The following is a 20,277-nucleotide window of genomic DNA, read 5'->3' on the forward strand; positions in this document are numbered from 1 at the left end:
CACCTTCACCGACGCCGATGTCAGGGGTTTCCCCCCGCTAGATGATCGATTCCAAGGGATACGGGGTAGCAAGCGGACGCGAGGGCATCCATGATCAACGTTGCCTAGGCAGCGAAACCATGGAGGCCACGTGCACGTCGATCTGGACACCCTCGCGACCGCACTGTACGTCAGGATCGACGACGAACTGAAGGCGTCCCCGCACCTCAACCGGTGGCGTCCAGCGGTCGGCATCACCGCCCGGATCACCGACGCCGAACTCATCACGGTGTCAGTGATGCAGGCACTACTCGGCTACCACAACGAGACCCGCTGGATCCGCTACGCCCGCAAATCCATCATCCACCTGTTCCCCCACCTGCCCAAACAGCCCGGCTACAACAAACGGCTGCGAGCGCTGACCACCCAACTGGCCCACTTCATCACGGTGCTCGCCACCGACACCGACCCGTGGCGGCACCCGATCCGGATCGCCGACTCCACACCCGTGCCCTGCGGCACATCCCGCGAGACGGTGCAGCGTTCCGACCTGGCCGGCTGGGCCGGCTACGGCTACTGCGCCTCCCACTCCCGGCTGTTCTGGGGACTACGCCTGCACCTGGTCACCACGGTCCACGGACTGCCGGTCGCGTTCGCCCTCACCAACGCCAAGACCGACGAACGTGAAGTCCTCATCGACCTGGTCACCCTGCAACCCGGCATGTTCCACCACCCCGACGGGGTGATCCTGGTCGTGGACAAGGGCTACCGCGACCGCGACACCGAAATCTGGCTCAACGACAACGATGTCACCGTCGTACGCCCCGCGTACCGCACCGAACCCGCACGACCCGGCCGGGGCCTGCTCCGCGCCGTCCGGCAGACCATCGAATCAGTCAACCAGACCTTCAAAAGCCAACTCGACCTCGAACAGCACGGCGGCCGGACCATCACCGGCGTCGCCGTCCGGGTCCTGCAACGCGTCCTCGCCCTGACCGCCGCGATCTGGCACAACTGGCACACCGGCCAACCGACCCTGCGCTCCCTGACCGCATTCGACCACTGACCCCTTGGAATCGATCATCTAGTCCCACTAGCCGCGTATGTGGACACAGCAGCGCCATCAACTGTTCGTCCGTGGCCGCGCCTACCGACCCGTCTTGCCTTCTCCTGCTAAACAGTGGTCTCGGCCGTCAACTGGCGCATCCCCCTTGATCTGCAGCTCCGCCGTTGGTTGTACAACACCTGACATCCCCGTCGGCCGGAAACGACAGTTCGGGGGCTGTGCCGGTACGGCATCCGGAGTACCTTGGCTGTGCGCCGCCACGGTCCAGGTCCGCGGGCACATCCACTGCTCGGCGGATCCCGGCCCCGGTGCCCGTTGATCGCACCCTCCGCTCGGGTCCCGCACCTGGGCCGGTGAGGTGTGTCGCCGGGCCTGTCGACCGTGGCCGGCGCAGCGAGTCGGCGCACCACCCCAGCACCACGCCCGTGCGGACGGCTCCGGTCACACCGGGACCGGGTCGCTGCCCGCCGAAGCGGACGGAGGATCAGCAATGCAGCCCACCCCCACCCCTGCACACGCCGGGCCGGTGAAGCCGGAGGAGGCCGGCACAGGTTCGGGTCCCGTGCACGGCACCCCGGTGCCGACGCCCCGGCCCGGCTTCGACGACAACCCGATCAACGAGGCGACGACGGAGATCCCGATGATCGTGCCGAAGCCGGCCGACCGTAACGGTCCGAGTCCGTTGCCGCCGATCGCCACGCAGCTGCTCGGCGGCGGCGCGGCCGTCCCCGGCGCACCCGAGCAGCAGCAGTCGGCTCAGCAGGACCCGGCGGAGTCCGCGGCGGCGAAGTCCGCCGGGGCGGAGGGAGACCCCGACGGCACGGCTGGCGACTCGGCCGACGGCGGGAACGGCGACCGGGACACGCCGGCCGCTGCGACGGCGGTGACCCAGGACGAGCAGCCGGCACCAGTATCCGGCCAGCCGGACGACGGTCCGACGTCCGGGCAACGGGCGGAGACCGATGCCGACCCGGACGGACAGGATTCCGGGTCGGTCGAGCCGGACGCCGCAGCCGCCGATCAGGAGGGGAACGGCGACGGGGATCCGAGCGCCGGCCCGGACGGGGACGCCGCGCCAGCCGGCGACCGGGCCGACCCCGATGCCCCGGCGGACGAGGCGGACGGACCGGCGGCAGCGCAGGCGGACCCGGATGACGACCAGCAGCCGGGCCCGACAGCAGTCGAGTCGGACGACAGCCCGGCGGACGACGAGGAGACCGTCACCGCGCACGGCGACGCCGGCGATCTGTTCTACGCCGCAGACGACGGCTTCGACGAGGACGACGACGAGGAGTTCGACGACGCAGACGACGACACAGACGACAACGAAGACGACGAAGATCCGGATGACGACGAGGACGACGAGGAGCAGGCTGCCATGCTGACCACAGTCGAGGAGCCGACCGGGCCGGCGGCCGGGCACGACGAGGAGCCGGCGGTGACCCGGCCGGCCCGGCCAGGCGACGTGACGCTGCCGCCGATCACCATCTGGACCGAGGACGCCGCCGACGAGTTGCGCGGCGAGTGGCACGAGATCAAGGCCCGGTTCGTCGACGAGCCGGAGGCCGCCCTGGCGCAGGCTCAGTCGCTGGTCGGGCACGCCGTCCGTACGCTGGCCGAGCGGCTGCTCGCCGAGCAGGTCGAGCTCGACCCGCACCGGCACAGCGAGACGCCGGACACCGAGTCGATGCGGATGGCGTTGCGGCAGTACCGGGAGTTCCTGGACCGGTTGCTGGCGATCTGACCCCTGCGGGCGGTGCGGGGCGGGGCCGGACCGCCCGTTCCGCACCGCCCGCAGGTTCGACGTCTGCGCACCACCGTGGCGGTCGGCGTTACGGCGTGGCCGTGCGCCGCATCTCCTTGCGGTACGCGTCGATCTTGTAGTCCAGGACGGCAAGGTCCTCCCGCAGTTCGTCGATTCGGGCAAGCACCCGGGCGCGGTGCTGCTCGAACAGGGCGACTCGGTCCGGCAGTGTCCCGTCGCCCTGCCTGGCGAGTTCCGCGTACCGGCGCATGTCCCGCACCGGCATGCCGGTGCGCCGCAGCCGGGTCAGCAGTATCAACCAGCCGATGTCGTTGTCGGTGTAGCGGCGACGGCCGGCGGAATCCCGGCCGACCGGCTCGACCAGACCTTCCTGCTCGTACCAGCGCAGTGTGTGCGCGGTGAGCCCGACCCGCCCGGCGGCCTCGCTGACAGTCACCGTGCGTTCCATTGACGATTCCACGCGGTCCAGGATCGCAGCCGCCGGCATCGGCGGCTAGAACCTGGTGGCCGCCGGCTGTGGACCTGCCGAGATAATTCAACTATCGTTGATTTCGACAGTTGATGAATTTCTCCGGAGGCAGCCATGGACCCCGTCGTCGAGGTCACCGACCTCGTGGTCGACCGCGGCCGACACCGCGTGCTGCACGGCATCTCGTGCACCGTGGGCAGCGGCAGCGTCACCGGCCTGCTGGGGCCGAGCGGCAGCGGCAAGACGACCCTGATGCGCGCGGTCGTCGGGGTGCAGACAGTCCGATCCGGGCAGGTACGCGTCCTCGGACGGCCCGCCGGGGCCCCCGCGTTGCGGCGTACCGTCGGCTATCTGACCCAGGCGCCGAGCGTCTACTCCGACCTCACCGTCGCGGAGAACGCCCGGTACTTCGCCGCGCTGTACGGCCTGCCCCGGGCCGACGCCGATCAGGCCGTCACGGACGTCGGGCTCGCCCCCGCCGCCGGGCAGCTCGTCGGGAACCTGTCCGGCGGCCAGCGCAGCCGCGCCTCGCTGGCCTGCGCGCTGCTCGGCCGCCCGGAACTGGTCGTGCTCGACGAGCCGACCGTCGGCCAGGACCCGGTGCTGCGGGCCGAGTTGTGGGCCCGGTTCCACGCCCTCGCCGCCGCCGGCACCACCCTGCTGGTCTCCAGCCACGTGATGGACGAGGCCGGCCGGTGCGACCGGCTGCTGCTGATCCGCGACGGTCGGCTGGTCGCCGACGACACCCCGGCGGCGATCCGCGCCGCCGCCGGCACCGACGACCTGGACGAGGCCTTCCTGCGGCTGATCCGCGATCGCCAGCCGACCGACCCGAGCCGAGGAGCAGACCGGTGAACCCGAGGATTCTGGCCGCCACGGTCGGCCGTGTGCTGCGCCAGCTGCGCCACGACCGGCGTACCGTCGCGCTGCTGGTCGTCGTACCGGCACTGCTGCTGACCCTGCTCTACTACATGTACGGCGACCAGCCGGCCACCGGCGGGCAGCCGGCACGCTTCGACCGGGTCGCCCTGGTCATGCTCGGCGTCTTTCCGTTCGTGATCATGTTCCTGGTGACCAGCATCGCGATGCTGCGCGAACGCACCAGCGGCACCCTGGAACGGCTGCTCACCACCCCGCTGGGCAAGCTGGATCTGCTGTTCGGCTACGGCATCGCGTTCGGGCTCGCGGCAGCGGTGCAGGCCATCGTGGCCAGCGCCGTGGCGTACTGGCTGTTCGACCTGTCCACCGCCGGCAGCCCGGCGCTGGTGATCGCGATCGCGGTGCTCGACGCCCTGCTCGGGGTGGCGCTCGGCCTACTGTGCAGCGCCTTCGCCCGCACCGAGTTCCAGGCCGTACAGTTCATGCCGGTGGTGGTGATCCCACAGCTGCTGCTCTGCGGCCTGTTCGTCGCCCGCGGCGAGATGGCCGGCTGGCTGGAGGCGGTCAGCAACGTCCTGCCGCTGTCCTACGCCGTGTCGGCGTTGACCGAGGTCGGGGCGCATCCGGAGCCGACCGCGACGCTCTGGCGTGACCTGACCGTGGTCGCCGGGGCGGTGGTGGCCGCGTTGGTGCTCGCCGCCGCGACGCTGCGCCGCCGCAGCGGCTGACCCGACGCGACAGGAAGCGGTACCGATGGCACGACGCACCGGGCGCCGACCGGGCAACCCGGACACCCGCGAGGCGATCCTGACCGCCGCCCGACAGGTCTTCGGCGAACGTGGCTTCGACCAGGCGTCGGTGCGCGCCATCGCCGCGGCGGCCGGTGTCGACCCGGCGCTGGTGCACCACTACTTCGGCACCAAGGAGAAGCTCTTCCTCACCACCATGAACGCGCCGGTGGATCCCGGCGACCTGCTTCCGCAGGCATTCGCTGGCGGCCCCGAGGAGGTCGGCGAACGGATGGTCCGGCTGGTCCTGGGGGTCTGGGACTCGCCGGCCGGGGTGGCGGCCCTGGCGCTGCTACGGTCGGCGTTGACCAACGACTGGACCGCCCGGCTGATGCGTGAGTTCGTCACCACGCAGATCATCCGGCGGGTGCTCGGCCAGCTCGACATCGAACCGGCGGAGCTGCCGATCCGGTCAGCTCTGGTCGCCTCACAGATGGCCGGCCTGCTGGTGGTCCGGTACGTCCTGCGGTTGGCGCCGCTGTCCACCATGGCGGCCGACGAGGTGGCCGGGGCGGTCGGTCCGACGATCCAGCGCTACCTGACGGGGCCGCTGACCGCAGCGGCCGGGGCGGCCGAGTCGCCGCCGCGCTGAGTCCGCTGCCCCGCGTCAGGCGGCGGCCGGTGGAGCGCACCGCCGGCAGAGCACCGGGTGCAGCAGGCGGGCGAGTTCGGCGCGGTCACGTACCGGGGCCGGGAAGGCCAACCGGGCGCGCGGCCCGTGCGGGCCGAGCGCGACCACGAAACCGTACCGGTCCATCCGGACGACCTGCGGATCCCCGGCCAGCGACCGGTGCCCGGCGTCGCGCAGCTGCCGGCGGATGAACGCGGTCATCTCGGCCCGGTGGTGGTCGGCGAGGTCGACGAGCAGCTCCGACTCGATGGCGCCGATCGGGTCGGGCTCGGCGGCGGCGTACTCGTCCGGGTCGACGTCGATGGTGACGCCGCAGCGTTCCAGCCGGACCTCGGCCACCTCCATCCGGAAGATGGTCGCACCCCGGCCGACATCGAGCAGGTCGGGGCAGGCGTGCACGTCGGCGAAGTCCAGCGCGGCCATCCGGGCGGGGGCGCCGTCGAGTGGGCCGACCCAGCCGGACACCCAGACCCGGCCGTGCGTCGGCGAACCGGCTACCGGCGGTACGTCGGCCACTTCCAGCACCACGGCGGTGTCGTCGGTGCCGGCGACGGGTCGCAGCGCGCCGTCGAGCAGGTCGGGCCCGGCGGCGAGCAGCAGGATCCGCCCCATCGGGTCGGTCGCGTGCCGTACGGCGTGTGGTCCGGGGCGGCAGGCGACATGCGCCATGCCGGGCAGCCGGCCGGATGCCATCGTCCGGGCGATCTCCGCGGGACTGGGCTGCATGACACGGACCTCCGAGATCAGTTAGGCTCACCTTAGTGAGGGCAGGCTAACCTACTGAACCCGGAGACGTCCACGTGAACCACCCACGACCCAAGGCGCGAATCTCCCGCGCCCTCGGCATCCCGCTGACCCGCAAGTGCACCCGGTACTTCGAGCGGCGCCCGTACCCGCCCGGCGTGCACGGCCGCGCCCGCCGCAAGCCCTCCGACTACCAGGTACGGCTGCTGGAAAAGCAGCGGCTACGGCACCAGTACAACGTCAGCGAGACCCAACTGCGGCGCGCCTTCGACGACGCGGTACGCGGCACCGGCAAGACCGGCGAGGCCCTGGTCACGTTGCTGGAGCGACGCCTCGACGCGATCGTGCACCGGGCCGGCCTGGCCCGCACCATCTACCAGGCACGGCAGCTCGTCGCCCACGGTCACTTCACCGTGGACGGTCACAAGGTGGACCGGCCGTCGTACCGGCTGCGCCCGGGTCAGACAGTCCAGGTCCGGGAACGCAGCCGGACCAAACCGCCGTTCCAGATCGCCGCCGCCGGAGCGCACGCCGGCGAGGGGCCGGGCGCACCGTACCTGTCGGTCAGCCTCACCGAACTGACCGCGACCCTGGTTCGCGAGCCCGCCCGCCGCGAGGTGCCGATCATCTGCGACGAGCAGCTGGTCGTCGAGTTCTACTCCCGCTGACCCCGGCCGCCGTACCCGCCGTACCCGGTGACCTGCCCCGGCGGGTACGGCGAGGAGCCGGCGGTCACCGGGTCTGCTCCAGCCAGGAGGCGAAGAGCCGACCGTAGACCGACTCCGGATCGGCGAGCAGTTCCTCGTGCGGGCCCCGCTGCACCACCCGGCCACGGTCCACGACGATCACCTCGTCGGCCGCCTGGGCGGTGGACAGCCGGTGCGCGATCGCCACCGTGGTCCGGCCCCGGGTCACCGCCTCCAGGGTCCGCTGCAGCCGCACCTCGGTCGCCGGGTCCACCGCGCTGGTCGCCTCGTCGAGCACCAGCAGATCCGGATCCGCCACGTAGGCCCGGACCAGCGCCACCAGTTGCCGCTCACCGACGCTGAGCGCCTCGCCCCGCTCACCCACCGGGGTGTGCACCCCGTCCGGCAGGCCGGTCACCCAGTCGGCCAGCCCCAGCTCCACGAAGGCGGCGGTGAGCTGCCCGTCGGTGAGCTCCGGGCGGGCGAACCGGACGTTCTCGGCGACTGTCGCGTCGAACAGGAAACCGTCCTGCGGGACCATCACCACCCTGGACCGCAGCGATTCGAACCGGACCCGGTCCAACGGTACGCCGGAGAGCTTCACCTGCCCGGACACCGGATCCATCAGCCGGGTGAGCAGCTTCGCGAAGGTCGTCTTGCCGCTGCCGGTCTCGCCGACCACCGCCACCCGGGTCTTCGCCGGGATCTCCAGGGTCACCTCGGAGAGCACCTGCGGCCCGCCCGGGTAGGCGAAGCAGACCTGCTCGAACCGCACGTCCAGCGGCCCGCCCGGCAGGTGCACCCCGTCGTCGCCCGGGTCGGCCACATCCGGGGCGACGTCCAGCACGTCGAGCACCCGCCGCCAGCCGGCGATCGCGTTCTGCGCCTCGTTGAGCACCTCGGTGGCGATCTGGACCGGCTGGATGAACAGGGTCACCAGGAACAGGAACGCGGTGAGCTGGCCGACGGTCAGCCCGCCGTCCACCCCCATCCGGACGCCGACCACCACCACCCCGGCCAGCGCCAGACCGGCGGCGATCTCCCCGGTGGAGAAGCTGACGACGCTGGTCCGCAACGCGCGTTGCTGGGCATGGCGCTGCCCTTCGATCGCCTCATCCAGCCGACCGGCGGTGCGTCGGGACACGCCGTACGCCCGGATCACGGCCGCGCCGACCACGCTCTCCGCGACCGCGGCGAGCAGCGCGCCGGTGCGCTGACGGACCACGCCGTACGCGGCCGCGAGCCGGCGCTGGAACGCCCGGATGATCAGCAGCGCGGGAACGAACGCGGCGAGGACCACCAGGGTCAGCTGCCACGAGTAGACCGCCATCACGACCGCGGTCACCACCACCTGACCCATGCTGATCAGCAGGATGACCCCACCCCACTGCAGGAACTGGGTGATCTGGTCGACGTCGCTGGTGACCCGGCTGACCAGCGAACCGCGCCGCTCGGACTGCTGGTGCAGCATGGACAGGTCGTGCACGTGCCGGAACGCACGGGTCCGCACGGCGGCGAGAGCGGTCTCACTGACCGTGAACAGCCGGCGCACCATGAAGTAGCCGCAGACGGTCGTCACGACCAGCACGGCGGCGGTGACCGAGACAATCGTGCCCACCACTTCGAGATCGGGGCCGCCCGGCGCGCGCAGGCCGTTGTCGATGGCCTGCTGCACCGCGACCGGGATGGCGGCCCGGCCGATCATCGACACCAACGCCAGCAGCAGGGTGCCGGCCAGCCCGGTCCGCAGCTCCGGGGAGAGCGCCAGCCCGCGGCGCATCGTCTGCCAGGTCGACTCGGACCTGCCCGCCAGCGGGCCGACCGCCGGCCCGCCCGGCTGGTCGGCGGGATCGGGCCGACGCTCGCCGCCGGACCGGTCGACGGTGGGCGCACTCACGCGACCACCTCCGCCGCCCGCGCCGGACCGCCACCGGGATCGCCGCCGCCGCTGTCGCCGGTGCCGGTGCCGGACCGGGTCCGCTCGCGCTCCGCTTCCGCCTGCTCGTACGCGGTGACCAGGTCGTTGTAGCCGGGGCAGCGGGCCAGTAGCTCCTGATGCGTGCCGTGGTCCACCACCCGGCCCTGGTCGAGGTAGACCACCTCGTCGGCGAGGGCGATGGTGGCCCGCCGGTACGCGACGATCAGGATCGACGTGGCGATCTCCGAGTTGCGCAGTGCGGCCAGGATCGCCGCCTCCACCCGGGGGTCGACGGCGCTGGTCGCGTCGTCGAGCACCAGCAGCCGGGGCTGCCCGGCCAACGCGCGGGCCAGGGTGAGCCGCTGCCGCTGGCCGCCGGAGAGCGTGGTGCCGCGCTCACCGACGACGGTGTCCAGCCCGTCGTCGAGCGCCGCGACGAACCCGTCCGCCTCGGCCAGCCGCAGCGCCGACCAGGCCACCTCGTCGGTCAGCCCGGGCCGGTCCAGGGTGACGTTCGCCCGGACCGTGTCGTCGAAGGCGAACGGCACCTGGGCGACCAGGGAGACCGTGCGGGCCAGCGAGCCGGCGGTCAGCCGGGGCAGTTCGACGTCGTCCAGCACGACCCGGCCTGCGGTCGGATCGACCAGCCGGGCGGCCAACGCGGCGATGGTCGACTTGCCGGCTCCGGTCGGCCCGACCAGTGCCACGGTCCGCCCGGCGGGCACGGTGAACGAGACGTCGCGTAGCACCGGCGGCAGCGCGGTGTTGGCGCCGGGCACGCCGACCGCGGTCGGGTCGACGGACTGGTCGGCCGTGGCCGGCGCGGCCGGCTCGCCGACCGGGGGTCGGTAGCTGAACCAGACCCGGTCGAAGACCAGGCTCGCCGGAGTAGCGGCGGCGGGCAGTTCGGTGTCGCCGTACGGCATCTCGCCGGTGGCGGTGAGCACGTGCCGCACCCGATCCCAGCCGGCGACGCTGCGCGGCAGCTCGGCCAGCACCCAGCCGATCGCCCGGACCGGGAAGGCCAGCACGGTGAACAGGAACGCGACGCTGACCAGGTCGGCCACGCTGACCGCACCCTGCCGCAGCCGGGCGGCACCGACCAGCAGTACGGCGAGGGTGCCGAGGCTGGGCAGGGTCTCCAGCAACGGGTCGAACAGCCCGCGCAGCCGGCCCACGGAGATCAGCGCGTCGCGCAGTTCGACCGCCCGGCCGGCGAACCGGGCGGTCTCCTGGGCCTCCCGCCCCATGGTCTTGACCACCAGGGCACCGTCGAAGCTCTCGTGCGCGATCCCGCTGACCTCGGCCCGCAACTGCTGCGCCCGGACCTGCCGGGGCGCCATCCGGCGCGAGTAGACCACGTTGAGGGCGAACAGCGCCGGGAACACCGCCAGCCCGACCAGTGCGAGCACCCAGTCGGTGGCGAACAGCGCGGCGATCGCCGTGACCAGCATCACCACCGTGCCGACGGCGAACGGCAGCGGGGCGACCGGGAACCAGGTCGCCTCGACGTCGGAGTTCGCGTTCGACAGCAGGGTGCCGGTGGGGTGCCGCTGGTGCCAGGACATCGGCAGGTCGAGGTAGCGGCGGGTGACCCGGCGGCGGTAGCTGGCCTGCAGGCGGTACTGCATGAAGCCGGCGCCGAGCCGCCGGCCGAAGATGCCCACCACCTTGACCACGCTCACCGCCAGCAGGGCCGCCGCGCCGGCGCCGAGCAGGCCGGTCTCCACCCGCCCGGACTCGATCGACGGGACCACCACCTCGCCCACGATCGCCCCGACCACGTACGCGCTGGCGATGGTCAGCAGCCCGAACACGACGCTGCCGCCGACACCGACGGTGAACAGCCCCGGTTGCTCACGGATGCCCTGGCCGAGCACCCACAGGCCGCGGAGCAGGACGTCACGGCTCGTTCGATTGGCCACGCTACCCCCGACTGTAAGTCCTGATCATCAAATCTCGTCCTTACCGACCCACGATGCCAGCGGGGTACGACGACTGTGGCCACCGCCACAGCACGTCCCCGGTCCCGGCACCCGACCCGGTACCGCGACGTCGACTCGCTCGGCGCGCCGGCCGTCGCCCGCCTAGGATCGGGTCATGGCGCGGTTCGCACAGATGGAACGTCATGCCCTGGCCGACCTGTTCCTTGCCGTTGGTCCGGATGCCCCGACGGTGAACGACGGGTGGACCACCCGGGACCTCGCCGCGCACCTGGTCGTCCGGGAGCAGCGGCCCGACGCGGCAGCCGGCATCTGGTTGCCGGTGCTGCGCGGCTACAGCGAACGGGTCCGGCTCGAACTGGCCGCCCGCCCCTTCCCCGACCTGGTACGGATGGTCCGGCAGCCACCGGCGTGGAGTCCGCTGAGCAACCGGATCACCGACGAGGTGGTCAACCTGATGGAGTTCTTCATCCATCACGAGGACGTCCGCCGCGCCCAGCCGGACTGGCAACCCCGGGACCTGCCGCCCGGCGAGCAGGCCGCGCTGTGGAAACGCGTCTCGGCGCTGGCCAAGCTGCGGCTGCGCCGGTTCCCCGGCACGGTCACCGTCGTCGCCGACGGCTACGGGGACGTGGCGACCGGGACCGGCGGGGACCGGGTGTCGATCAGCGCCCCACCCGGGGAGCTGGTGCTCTTCCTGACCGGCCGGCAGCGGGTGGCCCGGGTCCAGATGGACTGCACCGCTGCGGTCGAAGAACGATTGCGTAACGCCCGCTTCGGCTTCTAGCGGTGATCCTCGTCGCGGCCGGTTTGGACCGCGATGATGATCATACCGGTACGCCATCCCTCCCCTCGGCGGCCGGCTGGAGGCCGCATGCGCGCGTTCGCACCGACGTCCGTGGTCGCCCCACCGTTCCGACCCCGCGCCAACCCGTACCGGTCGACGCTCGCCCTGGCGTCGGCGGACTGGGCGGACCGGCACGGGCTGACCGCCGATCCGCGGCGTGCCGCCCGACTGCGCCGCGCCAACGCCGCCGAGCTGGCAGCCCGGGCCGCGCCCGACGCGGACATCGACCGCGTGCAGCTGCTCAGCGACCTGATCACCTGGCTGTTCGCACTGGACGACCGCTGCGACGAGGACGGGCTCGGCACCGACCCGGGCCGGGTCGCGCCGGTGATCAGCCAGCTGATGCGAACACTCGACGGACCCGGCGCGACGCCACCGACCGACCCGGGCGGCCCGGCCGACCGGTCGCCACTGGCGCTGACCCTCGCGGATCTGTGCCACCGGGTCCGCCGGCTGGGCCGGCCCGGGGTCCTGCTGCGGTTCACCGCTTCGCTGCACCAGTACCTCTTCGCGCTGCTCTGGGAGGCCGGCAACCGCCAGCAGGGCCGGGTGCCGGCGGTCGCCGAGTACATCCAGATGCGCCGGCACGCCGGCGCGGTACTGCCCAGTTTCGCGCTCACCGACCTCGCCGAAAGCGGACTGCCGCATTCCCGTCACCGGGTTGACCCGAAGCTCGCCAGACTGAACACTGTGGCGGCGGATCTGGTCTGCTGGTGCAACGACCTGTTCTCGTACGGCAAGGAACATGGCCAGGATCCCCACAACCTGGCCACCGTGATCGCCCACGAGACCGGCCACGGTCCGGCGGCGGCCCTGGCCGCCGCCGCCGAACGGTTCAACGACGGTCTCGCGCTGTTCCTCCGACTGCAGGACGAGGTGCTGACCGACGCGCCACCGCCGGTGGCCCGCCTGGTCGCGACGCGACGAAACTGGATTCGTGGCACCTACGACTGGTCGGTGAACTCCAGCCGGTACCAGTGACCGGGCGTCGCACCGCCGGTGTCGACGGAGTTCAGCCGGGAATCAGTCGTCCAGCTCCCAGCCGATCTCCGGCTGGTCACCGACGCATACCGCGTCGACCTCGTACTCCCCCGCCGGCCCGACGAAGCTCACCTCGACGTCGTCGTCCGGCCCCCGGTCCACGTCGGTCGCCGTTTGACATCCTCGCCGCCCTAAACCGCGGCGTTCTGGTGGGTTACCGTTTCACCGCGCGGTGCCGGAACGGGTCCCGGTCCTACCCGCGCTCCACGGTCGTTGAAGTCCGCCTGCCCGGCGGCCTTGATGTTGATCGCGGCGTTGACATCCCGATCGTGGAGACCGCCGCACGGACAGACCCACGACCGCACGTTCAGCGCCATCCGCTCGTTGATCCGCCCGCAGTCCGAACACATCCGGGTGGACGGGAGCCACCGGTCCACCCGGGCGAACGTACGCCCGTATCTCGCCGCCTTGTACTCCAGCATGGCGACGAACGACGACCATCCGGCGTCGTGCACGGACCTGGCGAGCCGGGTCCGGCCGAGACCGACGGCACACAGGTCCTCGACGTACACCGCTTGGTTCTCGCGGATGATCGTCGTGGACAGCTTGTGCTGCCAGTCCCGCCGGGTGTCGGCCACCCGGGCGTGCGCCCTGGCGACCTTCACGACGGCCTTCCCACGGCGGTTGCTGCCCCGCCGCTTGCGGGACAGGGCCTGCTGCAGCCGTTTGAGCCTGCGGGCCGCGCGGCGCAGGAACCTGGGTGCGGCCACCTTCGTGCCGTCCGACATGACCGCGAAGTGCGTCAGACCCAGATCGATCCCCACCTCGGCGTCGGTCGGCGGCAACGGCTCGTCCGTGGCCCGCACGACGAACGAGGCGAAGTACCGCCCGGCCGCGTCCCGGATGACCGTCACGGACGACGGGTCCGACGGCAGGGTCCGGGACCAGCGGACCGCGAGGTCGCCGATCTTCGGCAGCCGCAGACGGCCGTTGTCCAGGACCGTGAACCGGGAGTTGCGGGTGAAGCGGATGGCCTGCCGGTTGTCCTTGCGGGACCGGAACCTCGGCGGGGCCACCTTCGTACCCTTGCGTCTGCCGGTGATCGAGGCGAAGAAGTTGCGGTAGGCGGTGTTGAGGTCCGCGAGGGCCTGCTGCAACACCACCGCGGACACCTCGCCGAGCCACGCCCGTTCCGGTGTCGTCTTGGCCCGCGTGATGACCCGCTTCGACAGTTCGGCGTCCGAGATGTACGGCAGGCCCTGCTCGTGGGCGGTCTGCCGTGCGCGCAGCCCGTCGTTGAACACCACCCGGGCGCACCCGAACGCCCGGGCCAGCGCGATCTGCTGGCCGGGTGTCGGGTAGACCCGGAACTGGTACCGGAGCTGCACGAACCACACGATATCATGTTGGTCTATGGCAGAAGTTGAGGGTATCCGTACCGGTAGACACTGTGTCTTCGCGATGCATGTTCATTTGCTTTTCGTGACGAAGTTCCGGCACACGGTGTTCGCCGACCGGCACCTGACCCGCATGGAGGCGATCATGCGGGACGTATGCCGCGACTTCGAGGCCGAACTGGTCGAGTTCAACGGCGGCCACAACCATGTCCACCTGCTGGTCGACCACCCACCCAAAGTCGCCGTTTCCCGCCTGGTCAACTCACTCAAGGGCGTCTCGTCGCGCCGCCCGCGGCAGGAGTTCCCCGACCTCGCACGCCACTACCACCGGGCCAACAAGCTCTGGTCGGGCTCGTACTTCGCGGGCTCCGTCGGCGGCGCGCCACTGAGCATCGTGAAGCAGTACATCGAGCAGCAGAACCGGCCAGGTTAGAGCACTGCTCGGGCCCTGGCGGCCCTCCCAGCGCGGGCCTTCACCCCCGGCCTGAAGGCCGGAGCACTGGCCCGCATTCCGGTAGCCCGACGACAGGAGGTTCGACATGGCCAGTAGACCGATGATCGTGATGATCGGGGTGGGTGCGGTCGCCGCGCTCGCCGTCGCGGGCACCGCGCTCGGCGCGGCGGCCCAGGACGTGACCGGCGGCGCCGGGTCGCCCAGCCCGACCGTGGTCGCCAGCGAGTCGGGACAGGAACCGACGGCGGTGCCGCGTACCGGCACGGACGGGGCCGGTGACGACGGGCCGAGCGGCGACGACGGGCCGGGCGGTAAGGCCACCACTGGCGGTGGGTCCGCCGACCAGGTCACCCTGGACCGGGCGGCCCGGATCGCGGTCGACGAGGTGGGCGGTAGTCGGGTCGCCGAGATCGAGCGGGACCACACGGACGGCCGGCCGATCTGGGAGGTCGAGGTCGTCGCCGACGGCGTCGAGTGGGACCTCGACATCCACCGGGTGACCGGCGACGTCGTCAAGGTCGACCGCGACGACGACCGCCGGGATCGCTGATCGGCGGCGGCCCGTCGTGCCGGCCGCCGGGACGGGGTGATGCCCGTCCCGGCGGCCGGACCAGGTCAGCCGATCGGTGCGGGCAGCAGCGGCGGACGCTGGGTCAGCGTCGGGACCGCGGTCAACGTCGGGCGTGGGGTGAGGGTCGGGCGCGGGGTGAAGGTCGGGATCGCGGTCAGCGACGGAGCCACGGTCGGACGCGGCGAGAACGTGGGCCGTGGGGTGAAGGTCGGGATCACGGTCGGATTGACGGTCAGCGTCGGTACCGGGGTGATGACGTTACGGAACAGGACGTAGAGCAGCAGATTCGGCGAGCCGGGCCCGGGGTTGACCACCACGTTCGGCGTGGCGATCCGCAGGATGAACGCGGACACCTGCGCCGGGGTGTAGTTCGGGTACGCCTGCAGCACCATGGCGGCCGCTCCGGCCACGTGCGGTGCGGCCATCGAGGTGCCGCTGATCGTGTTGGTCGCGGTCGGGCTGGTGTGCCAGGCCGAGGTGATCTGCGATCCGGGCGCGAACAGGTCCAGGCAGCGTCCCCAGTTGGAGTAGGGGGCCCGGTTGTCGTTGCGGTCGGTGGCCCCGACGGTCAGTGCGGTCGGGACCCGGGCCGGTGAGAAGTTGCAGGCGTCGGCGTTGGAGTTACCGGCCGCCACCGCGTAGCTGACGCCGGAGGCGATCGAGGCGGTCACCGCGCTGTCCAACGTGGCGCTGGCCCCGCCACCGAGGCTCATGTTCGCCACCGCCGGGCGGCCTGCGGCGTTGGTGGTGACCCAGTTGACGCCGGCGAGGACTCCGGCGACGGTGCCGCTGCCGCCGCAGTTGAGCACCCGGACGGCGACCAGCCGGACCTTCTTGGCCACTCCGAACTTGGTGCCGCCGACCGTACCGGCGACGTGGGTGCCGTGCCCGTTGCAGTCTGCCGAGGTGCCACCGAACGCGTCGTACCCGGGGACGGCCCGGGGGGAAAGGTCGGTGTGGTCGAACCGGATGCCGGTGTCGATGATGTACGCGGTAACCGTCGAGCCGGTGTTCGGGTAGGTGTAGGAGCGGTCCAGCGGCAGGTAGCGCTGGTCGATCCGGTCCAGGCCCCAGGACGGCGGGTTGACCTGGGTCCCGGCCAGCGAGACGGTGTGGTTCTGCTCCACGTACGCGACGGACGAGTGTGCCGCCAGGCGGCGGGCGGCGGCTTCGGAGAGGTTGATCTCGAAACCGGTGAAGGCGGTCTCGTACAGTCGGTTGACCACGCCGCCGTAGGTCCCGGCGAGGTCGGCGGCGCGGGTCGCGATCCGGGCGGTCCGCATGGTGCGGGAGCCGCTCACCGCGCTGGCCTTCAACGCGACAATGTAGCTGCCCGCCACCGCGGTGGCGCCACCCGCCTGGCGGATCTCGCCGGTGGGTGCGGCCGCGGCCGGCGGGGTGACCGTCGTGGTGGCGACGGCCGCCGCCACGACCAGCACCAGGGCGCGCCGGACGTGCGTGCGCAAGGGTGTCATCTCCGTCCTTCCTTCGGTCTTTTGTCCGCAGTAGATCGACTACTGCGGACAGATGGACGATCGACGATGCCGATCGGACCGATCGTAGGGCGGAGCCGATTGACAGCTTCCTATATCTCTTGGGTCATATCACTGGTGGTATGCAAACGGTTACCCTATGCGCCGCCGCTGGGGCGGGGTGCGGCCCCCGGACGCTGGGGTGTCCGGGGGCCGCGCGCTGCTCGACCCGTCGGGTCGATCAGCTGATCACCGAATCAGTTGACCACGAAGAGCAGACGGTTCGGTGAGCCGGAGCCGGCGCCCGACACCACGCCGGTGGTGGCGTTGCTGACCAGGTAGCTGGTCACCTGGGCCGGGCTGTAGGAGGGGAACCGGCCGAGCACCAGAGCGGCGGCACCCGCAGCGTGCGGGGAGGCCATCGAGGTACCGCTGATGGTCCGGGTGGCGGTGTTGCTGTTGTACCACGGCGCGGTGATCGACGAGCCCGGCGCGAAGATGTCCAGGCAGCTGCCGTAGTTGGAGTACGACGCACGGGCGTCGCTGCTGGTGGTGGCGCCGACGGTGATCGCGCTGGAGACCCGGGCCGGCGAGTAGTTGCAGGCGTTGGCGTTCGAGTTGCCGGCCGCCACCGCGTAGCTGACGCCGGAGGAGATGGAGTTCGCCACCGCGCTGTCCAGCGTGCTGCTGGCCCCGCCACCGAGGCTCATGTTCGCCACCGCCGGCTTGACCGCGTTGGCGGTGACCCAGTTGACCCCGGCGACGACCCCGGCGATGGTGCCGCTGCCGGAGCAGTTCAGCACCCGCACGGCGACCAGCCGGACGCCCTTGGCCACCCCGTACGAGCTGCCGCCGACCGTACCGGCGACGTGGGTGCCGTGCCCGTTGCAGTCCGCCGACGTACCGCCGAACGCGTCGTAGCCGGCGCGGGCCCGCCCACCGAAGTCGTTGTGCGTGGTGCGGATGCCGGTGTCGATGATGTACGCGGTGACGTTGCTGGCCGTCGTGGGGTAGGTGTAGGCGTTGTTCAGCGGCCGGTTGCGCTGGTCGATCCGGTCCAGACCCCAGGACGGCGGGTTGGTCTGGGTGGCGGCGAGCGACACGGTGTGGTTCTGCTCCACGTACGCCACGGACGAGTGCGCGGCGAGCCGACGGGCGGCCGACGCCGACAGCCGCGCCTCGAAGCCGTTGACCGCAGCGCCGAAGACACGGTTGACGGCACCGCCGTACTGGGCGGCGAGGCTGCCGGCCCGGTCTGCGACGGCGGCCGCGCGGGCCGCGTCGCCCCGGGCCGCGACGGCGGCGTCGGTGAGCACCACGATGTAGCTGCCCGCGACCGCGGTGGCCCCGCCGGCGAGCTTGATCTCCCCGGCCGGAGCGGCGGCCGCCGGGTTGCCGACCAGCGCGGTGGCGACCGCGGCGGCGCAGCCGGCCAGCAGCAGCCGGCGGCCGGTGGTACGGAGAACGGTCATCCCTGTTCCTTCCTGGATGCGGACACCCGCGTCGGCTTGTGGCCGTCTCGGTCGCGGGCGGGCGATCGGGATATCGATCGATGGGATCGTATGCGGGAGCGTAGGCAGGTTTATATATCGATATACCTATACCGCCGACGCATGGTTTCGGCGCCGGGAACCGGAGGGGGGTTGCCGACCCGGAGCCGGCACCGTCGGCGAACACCGCCGGGTACGGGACGAAAACTGCCCTTGACGAGGAACACCGCCGCGAGGCCTGGCCGGGTTTGCCCCGCTGGGCGATGCTTGGGGCTAGCCGAACGCGCAACCCTGGCACTACTGTTCGGTAACACGAAATTTACGTGACGGCGCTCACTATCACATATGCGGAGGCGACGGACCCAATGGCTCTCGACGTCCCATACCGGTCGATTCCTGACATGTTTCTGCAGCGGGTGGCTGCCACGCCGGACCGGAACGCGATCGCCGGCCCCGCCCCGGGCGACTCCGGCCTGACCTGGTTGACCTGGAGCGAGGTCGCCGACCGGACCAGGGCGATCGCCGCCGGCCTGTACGCACTGGGCGTCGGCAACGAGGACCGGGTGGCCATCCTGGCCAACACCAGGATCGAGTGGGTGCTGGCCGACCTGGGCATCATGTGCGCCGCCGGCGCGACGACCACGGTCTACCCCACCACCGAGCCGGCCGACGCGGCGTTCATCGTCGGCGACTCCGGCTCGAAGATCCTGATCGCGGAGAACCGCGCCCAGGCCGACAAGATGGCCGGCGCGGACCTGCCCGCGCTCACCCACGTGGTGCTGATCGACGGAGCGGCCGACTCCGCCGCGACGGTCCCCCAGCTCACCCTGGCCGAGTTGGAGGAGCGCGGCGCCCAGGCCCTTGCCGAGGAACCCGGCCTGATCGAACGGATCGCCACCACCATCGAGCCGGAGCACCTGGCCACCCTGATCTACACCTCCGGCACCACCGGCCGGCCCAAGGGTGTCGAACTGCTGCACCGGGGCTGGTGCTGGGAGGCCGTCGCCCAGTCCCAGCTGGGCATCATGAACCCCGACGACCTGCAGTACCTCTGGCTGCCGCTGTCCCACTCGTTCGGCAAGACCCTGCTGTGCAGTATCATCCACGTCGGACTGCCGACCTACGTGGACGGCCGGGTGGACAAGCTGGTCGACATGCTGTCGGTGGTCCGGCCCACGCTGATGTGCGCCGCCCCGCGGATCTTCGAGAAGGTCTACAACAAGGCGGTCACCACGGCTCAGGAGGCCGGCGGCGCCAAGGCCCGGATCTTCGACTGGGCGGTCGGCGTCGGTCGCCAGCGGGTGGCCCTGCAACAGGCCGGCCGGCCGGTGCCGGGTGGGCTGAAGCTCAAGTACGCGATCGCCCAGAAGCTGGTCTTCAGCAAGCTCCAGGCCCGCCTCGGCGGGCACATCAACGCGCTGGTCTCCGGTTCGGCACCGCTGAGCCCGGACATCGCCGAGTTCTTCGCCGCCGCCAACCTGCCGATCTGCGAGGGCTACGGGCTGACCGAGGCGAGCGCCGCCAACTTCGTCAACCGGCCGGTCAAGATCAAGATCGGCACCGTCGGACAGGCGCTGGGTGACCTGGAGTGCCGCATCGACGACGACGGCGAGGTGCTGCTGCGCGGCGCGCCGGTGATGCGCGGCTACCACAACCTGCCGGCCGAGACCGCCGAGGCGTTCACCGCCGACGGGTTCTTCCGCACCGGCGACATCGGCAACCTCGACGACGAGGGCTTCCTCACCATCACCGACCGCAAGAAGGACCTGGTCAAGACCTCCGGCGGCAAGTACGTGGCGCCGTCGCACATCGAGGGCCTGTTCAAGGCGGTCTGCCCGTACACCTCACAGGCGGTGGTGATCGGCCAGGCCCGCAACTACTGCACCATGCTGGTCACCCTGGACCCGGACGCCATCACCGGCTGGGCCGCCGACGGTCCGCTGGCCGGCCGCCCGTACGCCGAGATCGTCGCCTCGCCCGAGGTGCAGGCTCTGGTGGCGGGCTACGTCGCCGAACTCAACGGCAAGCTGAACCGGTGGGAGACAATCAAGAAGTTCGCTATCCTCAGTCGGGACCTGACCATCGAGGACGGCGAGATGACGCCGTCGCTGAAGATCAAACGCCGGATCGTGGAGAACAACTTCGCCGCCGAGATCGACCGGATGTACGCCGGTCAGCTCGCCGAGATCTGACCGTG

Annotated in this window: 18 protein-coding genes; 11 read left to right on the forward strand and 7 right to left on the reverse strand. The window is 71.4% G+C overall.

Annotated elements, in window-relative coordinates; genetic code table 11:
* The first annotated feature begins 130 nt into the window (after positions 1–130).
* Positions 131–1,045 carry an IS982 family transposase gene (locus EDC02_RS15450; protein WP_123601185.1) on the forward strand — a complete coding sequence of 305 codons (915 nt, stop codon included), beginning with the start codon at positions 131–133 and terminating at the stop codon, positions 1,043–1,045.
* A 490-nt stretch (positions 1,046–1,535) separates the two neighbouring features.
* Positions 1,536–2,789, forward strand: coding sequence for a hypothetical protein (locus EDC02_RS15455; RefSeq protein ID WP_148083475.1), 1,254 nt, complete (start codon positions 1,536–1,538; stop codon positions 2,787–2,789).
* Between the two features lie 88 nt (positions 2,790–2,877).
* Here EDC02_RS15455 and EDC02_RS15460 read toward each other — a convergent pair whose 3' ends face one another.
* On the reverse strand, positions 2,878–3,246 hold the full coding sequence (locus tag EDC02_RS15460; RefSeq protein ID WP_233605950.1) for a MerR family transcriptional regulator: 369 nt from the start codon (positions 3,244–3,246) through the stop codon (positions 2,878–2,880).
* A gap of 147 nt (positions 3,247–3,393) precedes the next feature.
* Here EDC02_RS15460 and EDC02_RS15465 point away from each other — a divergent pair, with 147 nt between their 5' ends.
* Genes EDC02_RS15465 through EDC02_RS15475 form a run of 3 tightly spaced genes read left to right on the forward strand, consistent with a single transcriptional unit; the run spans position 3,394 to position 5,538 of the window.
* Complete coding sequence (locus tag EDC02_RS15465; RefSeq protein WP_123602565.1) at positions 3,394–4,134, forward strand: ABC transporter ATP-binding protein; 741 nt, start codon at positions 3,394–3,396, stop codon at positions 4,132–4,134.
* Positions 4,131–4,886, forward strand: coding sequence for an ABC transporter permease (locus tag EDC02_RS15470; protein WP_123602566.1), 756 nt, complete (start codon positions 4,131–4,133; stop codon positions 4,884–4,886). The genes EDC02_RS15465 and EDC02_RS15470 overlap by 4 nt, the downstream gene beginning before the upstream one ends.
* A gap of 25 nt (positions 4,887–4,911) precedes the next feature.
* A complete protein-coding gene (locus EDC02_RS15475; protein ID WP_123602567.1) occupies positions 4,912–5,538 on the forward strand; it encodes a TetR family transcriptional regulator in 627 nt (208 codons plus the stop codon).
* 15 nt (positions 5,539–5,553) lie between these two features.
* On the opposite strand, the gene EDC02_RS15480 is transcribed toward EDC02_RS15475, so the two are convergent.
* Positions 5,554–6,303: a DUF2470 domain-containing protein gene (locus EDC02_RS15480; protein WP_123602568.1), complete on the reverse strand. Its 750-nt coding sequence runs from the start codon at positions 6,301–6,303 to the stop codon at positions 5,554–5,556.
* A gap of 74 nt (positions 6,304–6,377) precedes the next feature.
* Between EDC02_RS15480 and rpsD the strand changes: the two genes are divergently transcribed.
* Positions 6,378–6,989, forward strand: coding sequence for a 30S ribosomal protein S4 (gene rpsD, locus EDC02_RS15485; RefSeq protein ID WP_123602569.1), 612 nt, complete (start codon positions 6,378–6,380; stop codon positions 6,987–6,989).
* Between the two features lie 64 nt (positions 6,990–7,053).
* Here rpsD and EDC02_RS15490 read toward each other — a convergent pair whose 3' ends face one another.
* Positions 7,054–8,787: an ABC transporter ATP-binding protein gene (locus EDC02_RS15490; RefSeq protein WP_123604824.1), complete on the reverse strand. Its 1,734-nt coding sequence runs from the start codon at positions 8,785–8,787 to the stop codon at positions 7,054–7,056.
* 113 nt (positions 8,788–8,900) lie between these two features.
* Entirely contained in the window at positions 8,901–10,850 is a 1,950-nt protein-coding gene (locus tag EDC02_RS15495) for an ABC transporter ATP-binding protein (protein ID WP_123602570.1), read from the reverse strand.
* A gap of 175 nt (positions 10,851–11,025) precedes the next feature.
* On the opposite strand from EDC02_RS15495, the gene EDC02_RS15500 reads away from it, so the two are divergent.
* Positions 11,026–11,655 carry a TIGR03085 family metal-binding protein gene (locus EDC02_RS15500; protein WP_123602571.1) on the forward strand — a complete coding sequence of 210 codons (630 nt, stop codon included), beginning with the start codon at positions 11,026–11,028 and terminating at the stop codon, positions 11,653–11,655.
* 87 nt (positions 11,656–11,742) lie between these two features.
* Positions 11,743–12,696 carry a terpene synthase family protein gene (locus EDC02_RS15505; RefSeq protein ID WP_123602572.1) on the forward strand — a complete coding sequence of 318 codons (954 nt, stop codon included), beginning with the start codon at positions 11,743–11,745 and terminating at the stop codon, positions 12,694–12,696.
* A gap of 191 nt (positions 12,697–12,887) precedes the next feature.
* Here the strand turns inward: EDC02_RS15505 and EDC02_RS15515 are convergent, their stop codons facing one another.
* Positions 12,888–14,084, reverse strand: coding sequence for an RNA-guided endonuclease TnpB family protein (locus EDC02_RS15515; RefSeq protein ID WP_123604825.1), 1,197 nt, complete (start codon positions 14,082–14,084; stop codon positions 12,888–12,890).
* Between the two features lie 25 nt (positions 14,085–14,109).
* Between EDC02_RS15515 and tnpA the strand changes: the two genes are divergently transcribed.
* Both tnpA and EDC02_RS15525 read left to right on the forward strand, forming a co-directional pair.
* On the forward strand, positions 14,110–14,526 hold the full coding sequence (tnpA, locus tag EDC02_RS15520) for an IS200/IS605 family transposase (RefSeq protein ID WP_123602573.1): 417 nt from the start codon (positions 14,110–14,112) through the stop codon (positions 14,524–14,526).
* Between the two features lie 106 nt (positions 14,527–14,632).
* A complete protein-coding gene (locus tag EDC02_RS15525; RefSeq protein WP_148083476.1) occupies positions 14,633–15,097 on the forward strand; it encodes a PepSY domain-containing protein in 465 nt (154 codons plus the stop codon).
* Positions 15,098–15,162: 65 nt separating this feature from the next.
* Here the strand turns inward: EDC02_RS15525 and EDC02_RS15530 are convergent, their stop codons facing one another.
* Positions 15,163–16,593: a S8 family peptidase gene (locus tag EDC02_RS15530; protein ID WP_123602575.1), complete on the reverse strand. Its 1,431-nt coding sequence runs from the start codon at positions 16,591–16,593 to the stop codon at positions 15,163–15,165.
* Positions 16,594–16,847: 254 nt separating this feature from the next.
* On the reverse strand, positions 16,848–18,062 hold the full coding sequence (locus EDC02_RS15535; protein ID WP_123602576.1) for a S8 family peptidase: 1,215 nt from the start codon (positions 18,060–18,062) through the stop codon (positions 16,848–16,850).
* 383 nt (positions 18,063–18,445) lie between these two features.
* On the opposite strand from EDC02_RS15535, the gene EDC02_RS15540 reads away from it, so the two are divergent.
* Complete coding sequence (locus EDC02_RS15540) at positions 18,446–20,272, forward strand: long-chain fatty acid--CoA ligase (RefSeq protein WP_123602577.1); 1,827 nt, start codon at positions 18,446–18,448, stop codon at positions 20,270–20,272.
* Positions 20,273–20,277: the final 5 nt, after the last annotated feature.

The organism is Micromonospora sp. Llam0 (assembly GCF_003751085.1).
In the GTDB taxonomy this organism is placed as follows: domain Bacteria; phylum Actinomycetota; class Actinomycetes; order Mycobacteriales; family Micromonosporaceae; genus Micromonospora_E.

Bases quoted from the DNA above. Each gene is read 5' to 3' on its own strand.
- EDC02_RS15455 (WP_148083475.1), top strand. From the start codon at position 1,536: ATGCAGCCCACCCCCACCCCTGCACACGCCGGGCCGGTGAAGCCGGAG.
- EDC02_RS15465 (WP_123602565.1), top strand. From the start codon at position 3,394: ATGGACCCCGTCGTCGAGGTCACCGACCTCGTGGTCGACCGCGGCCGA.
- EDC02_RS15475 (WP_123602567.1), top strand. From the start codon at position 4,912: ATGGCACGACGCACCGGGCGCCGACCGGGCAACCCGGACACCCGCGAG.
- EDC02_RS15480 (WP_123602568.1), bottom strand. From the start codon at position 6,303: ATGCAGCCCAGTCCCGCGGAGATCGCCCGGACGATGGCATCCGGCCGG.
- EDC02_RS15490 (WP_123604824.1), bottom strand. From the start codon at position 8,787: ATGCGCCGCGGGCTGGCGCTCTCCCCGGAGCTGCGGACCGGGCTGGCC.
- EDC02_RS15500 (WP_123602571.1), top strand. From the start codon at position 11,026: ATGGCGCGGTTCGCACAGATGGAACGTCATGCCCTGGCCGACCTGTTC.
- EDC02_RS15505 (WP_123602572.1), top strand. From the start codon at position 11,743: ATGCGCGCGTTCGCACCGACGTCCGTGGTCGCCCCACCGTTCCGACCC.
- tnpA (WP_123602573.1), top strand. From the start codon at position 14,110: ATGGCAGAAGTTGAGGGTATCCGTACCGGTAGACACTGTGTCTTCGCG.
- EDC02_RS15525 (WP_148083476.1), top strand. From the start codon at position 14,633: ATGGCCAGTAGACCGATGATCGTGATGATCGGGGTGGGTGCGGTCGCC.
- EDC02_RS15530 (WP_123602575.1), bottom strand. From the start codon at position 16,593: ATGACACCCTTGCGCACGCACGTCCGGCGCGCCCTGGTGCTGGTCGTG.
- EDC02_RS15535 (WP_123602576.1), bottom strand. From the start codon at position 18,062: ATGACCGTTCTCCGTACCACCGGCCGCCGGCTGCTGCTGGCCGGCTGC.
- EDC02_RS15540 (WP_123602577.1), top strand. From the start codon at position 18,446: ATGGCTCTCGACGTCCCATACCGGTCGATTCCTGACATGTTTCTGCAG.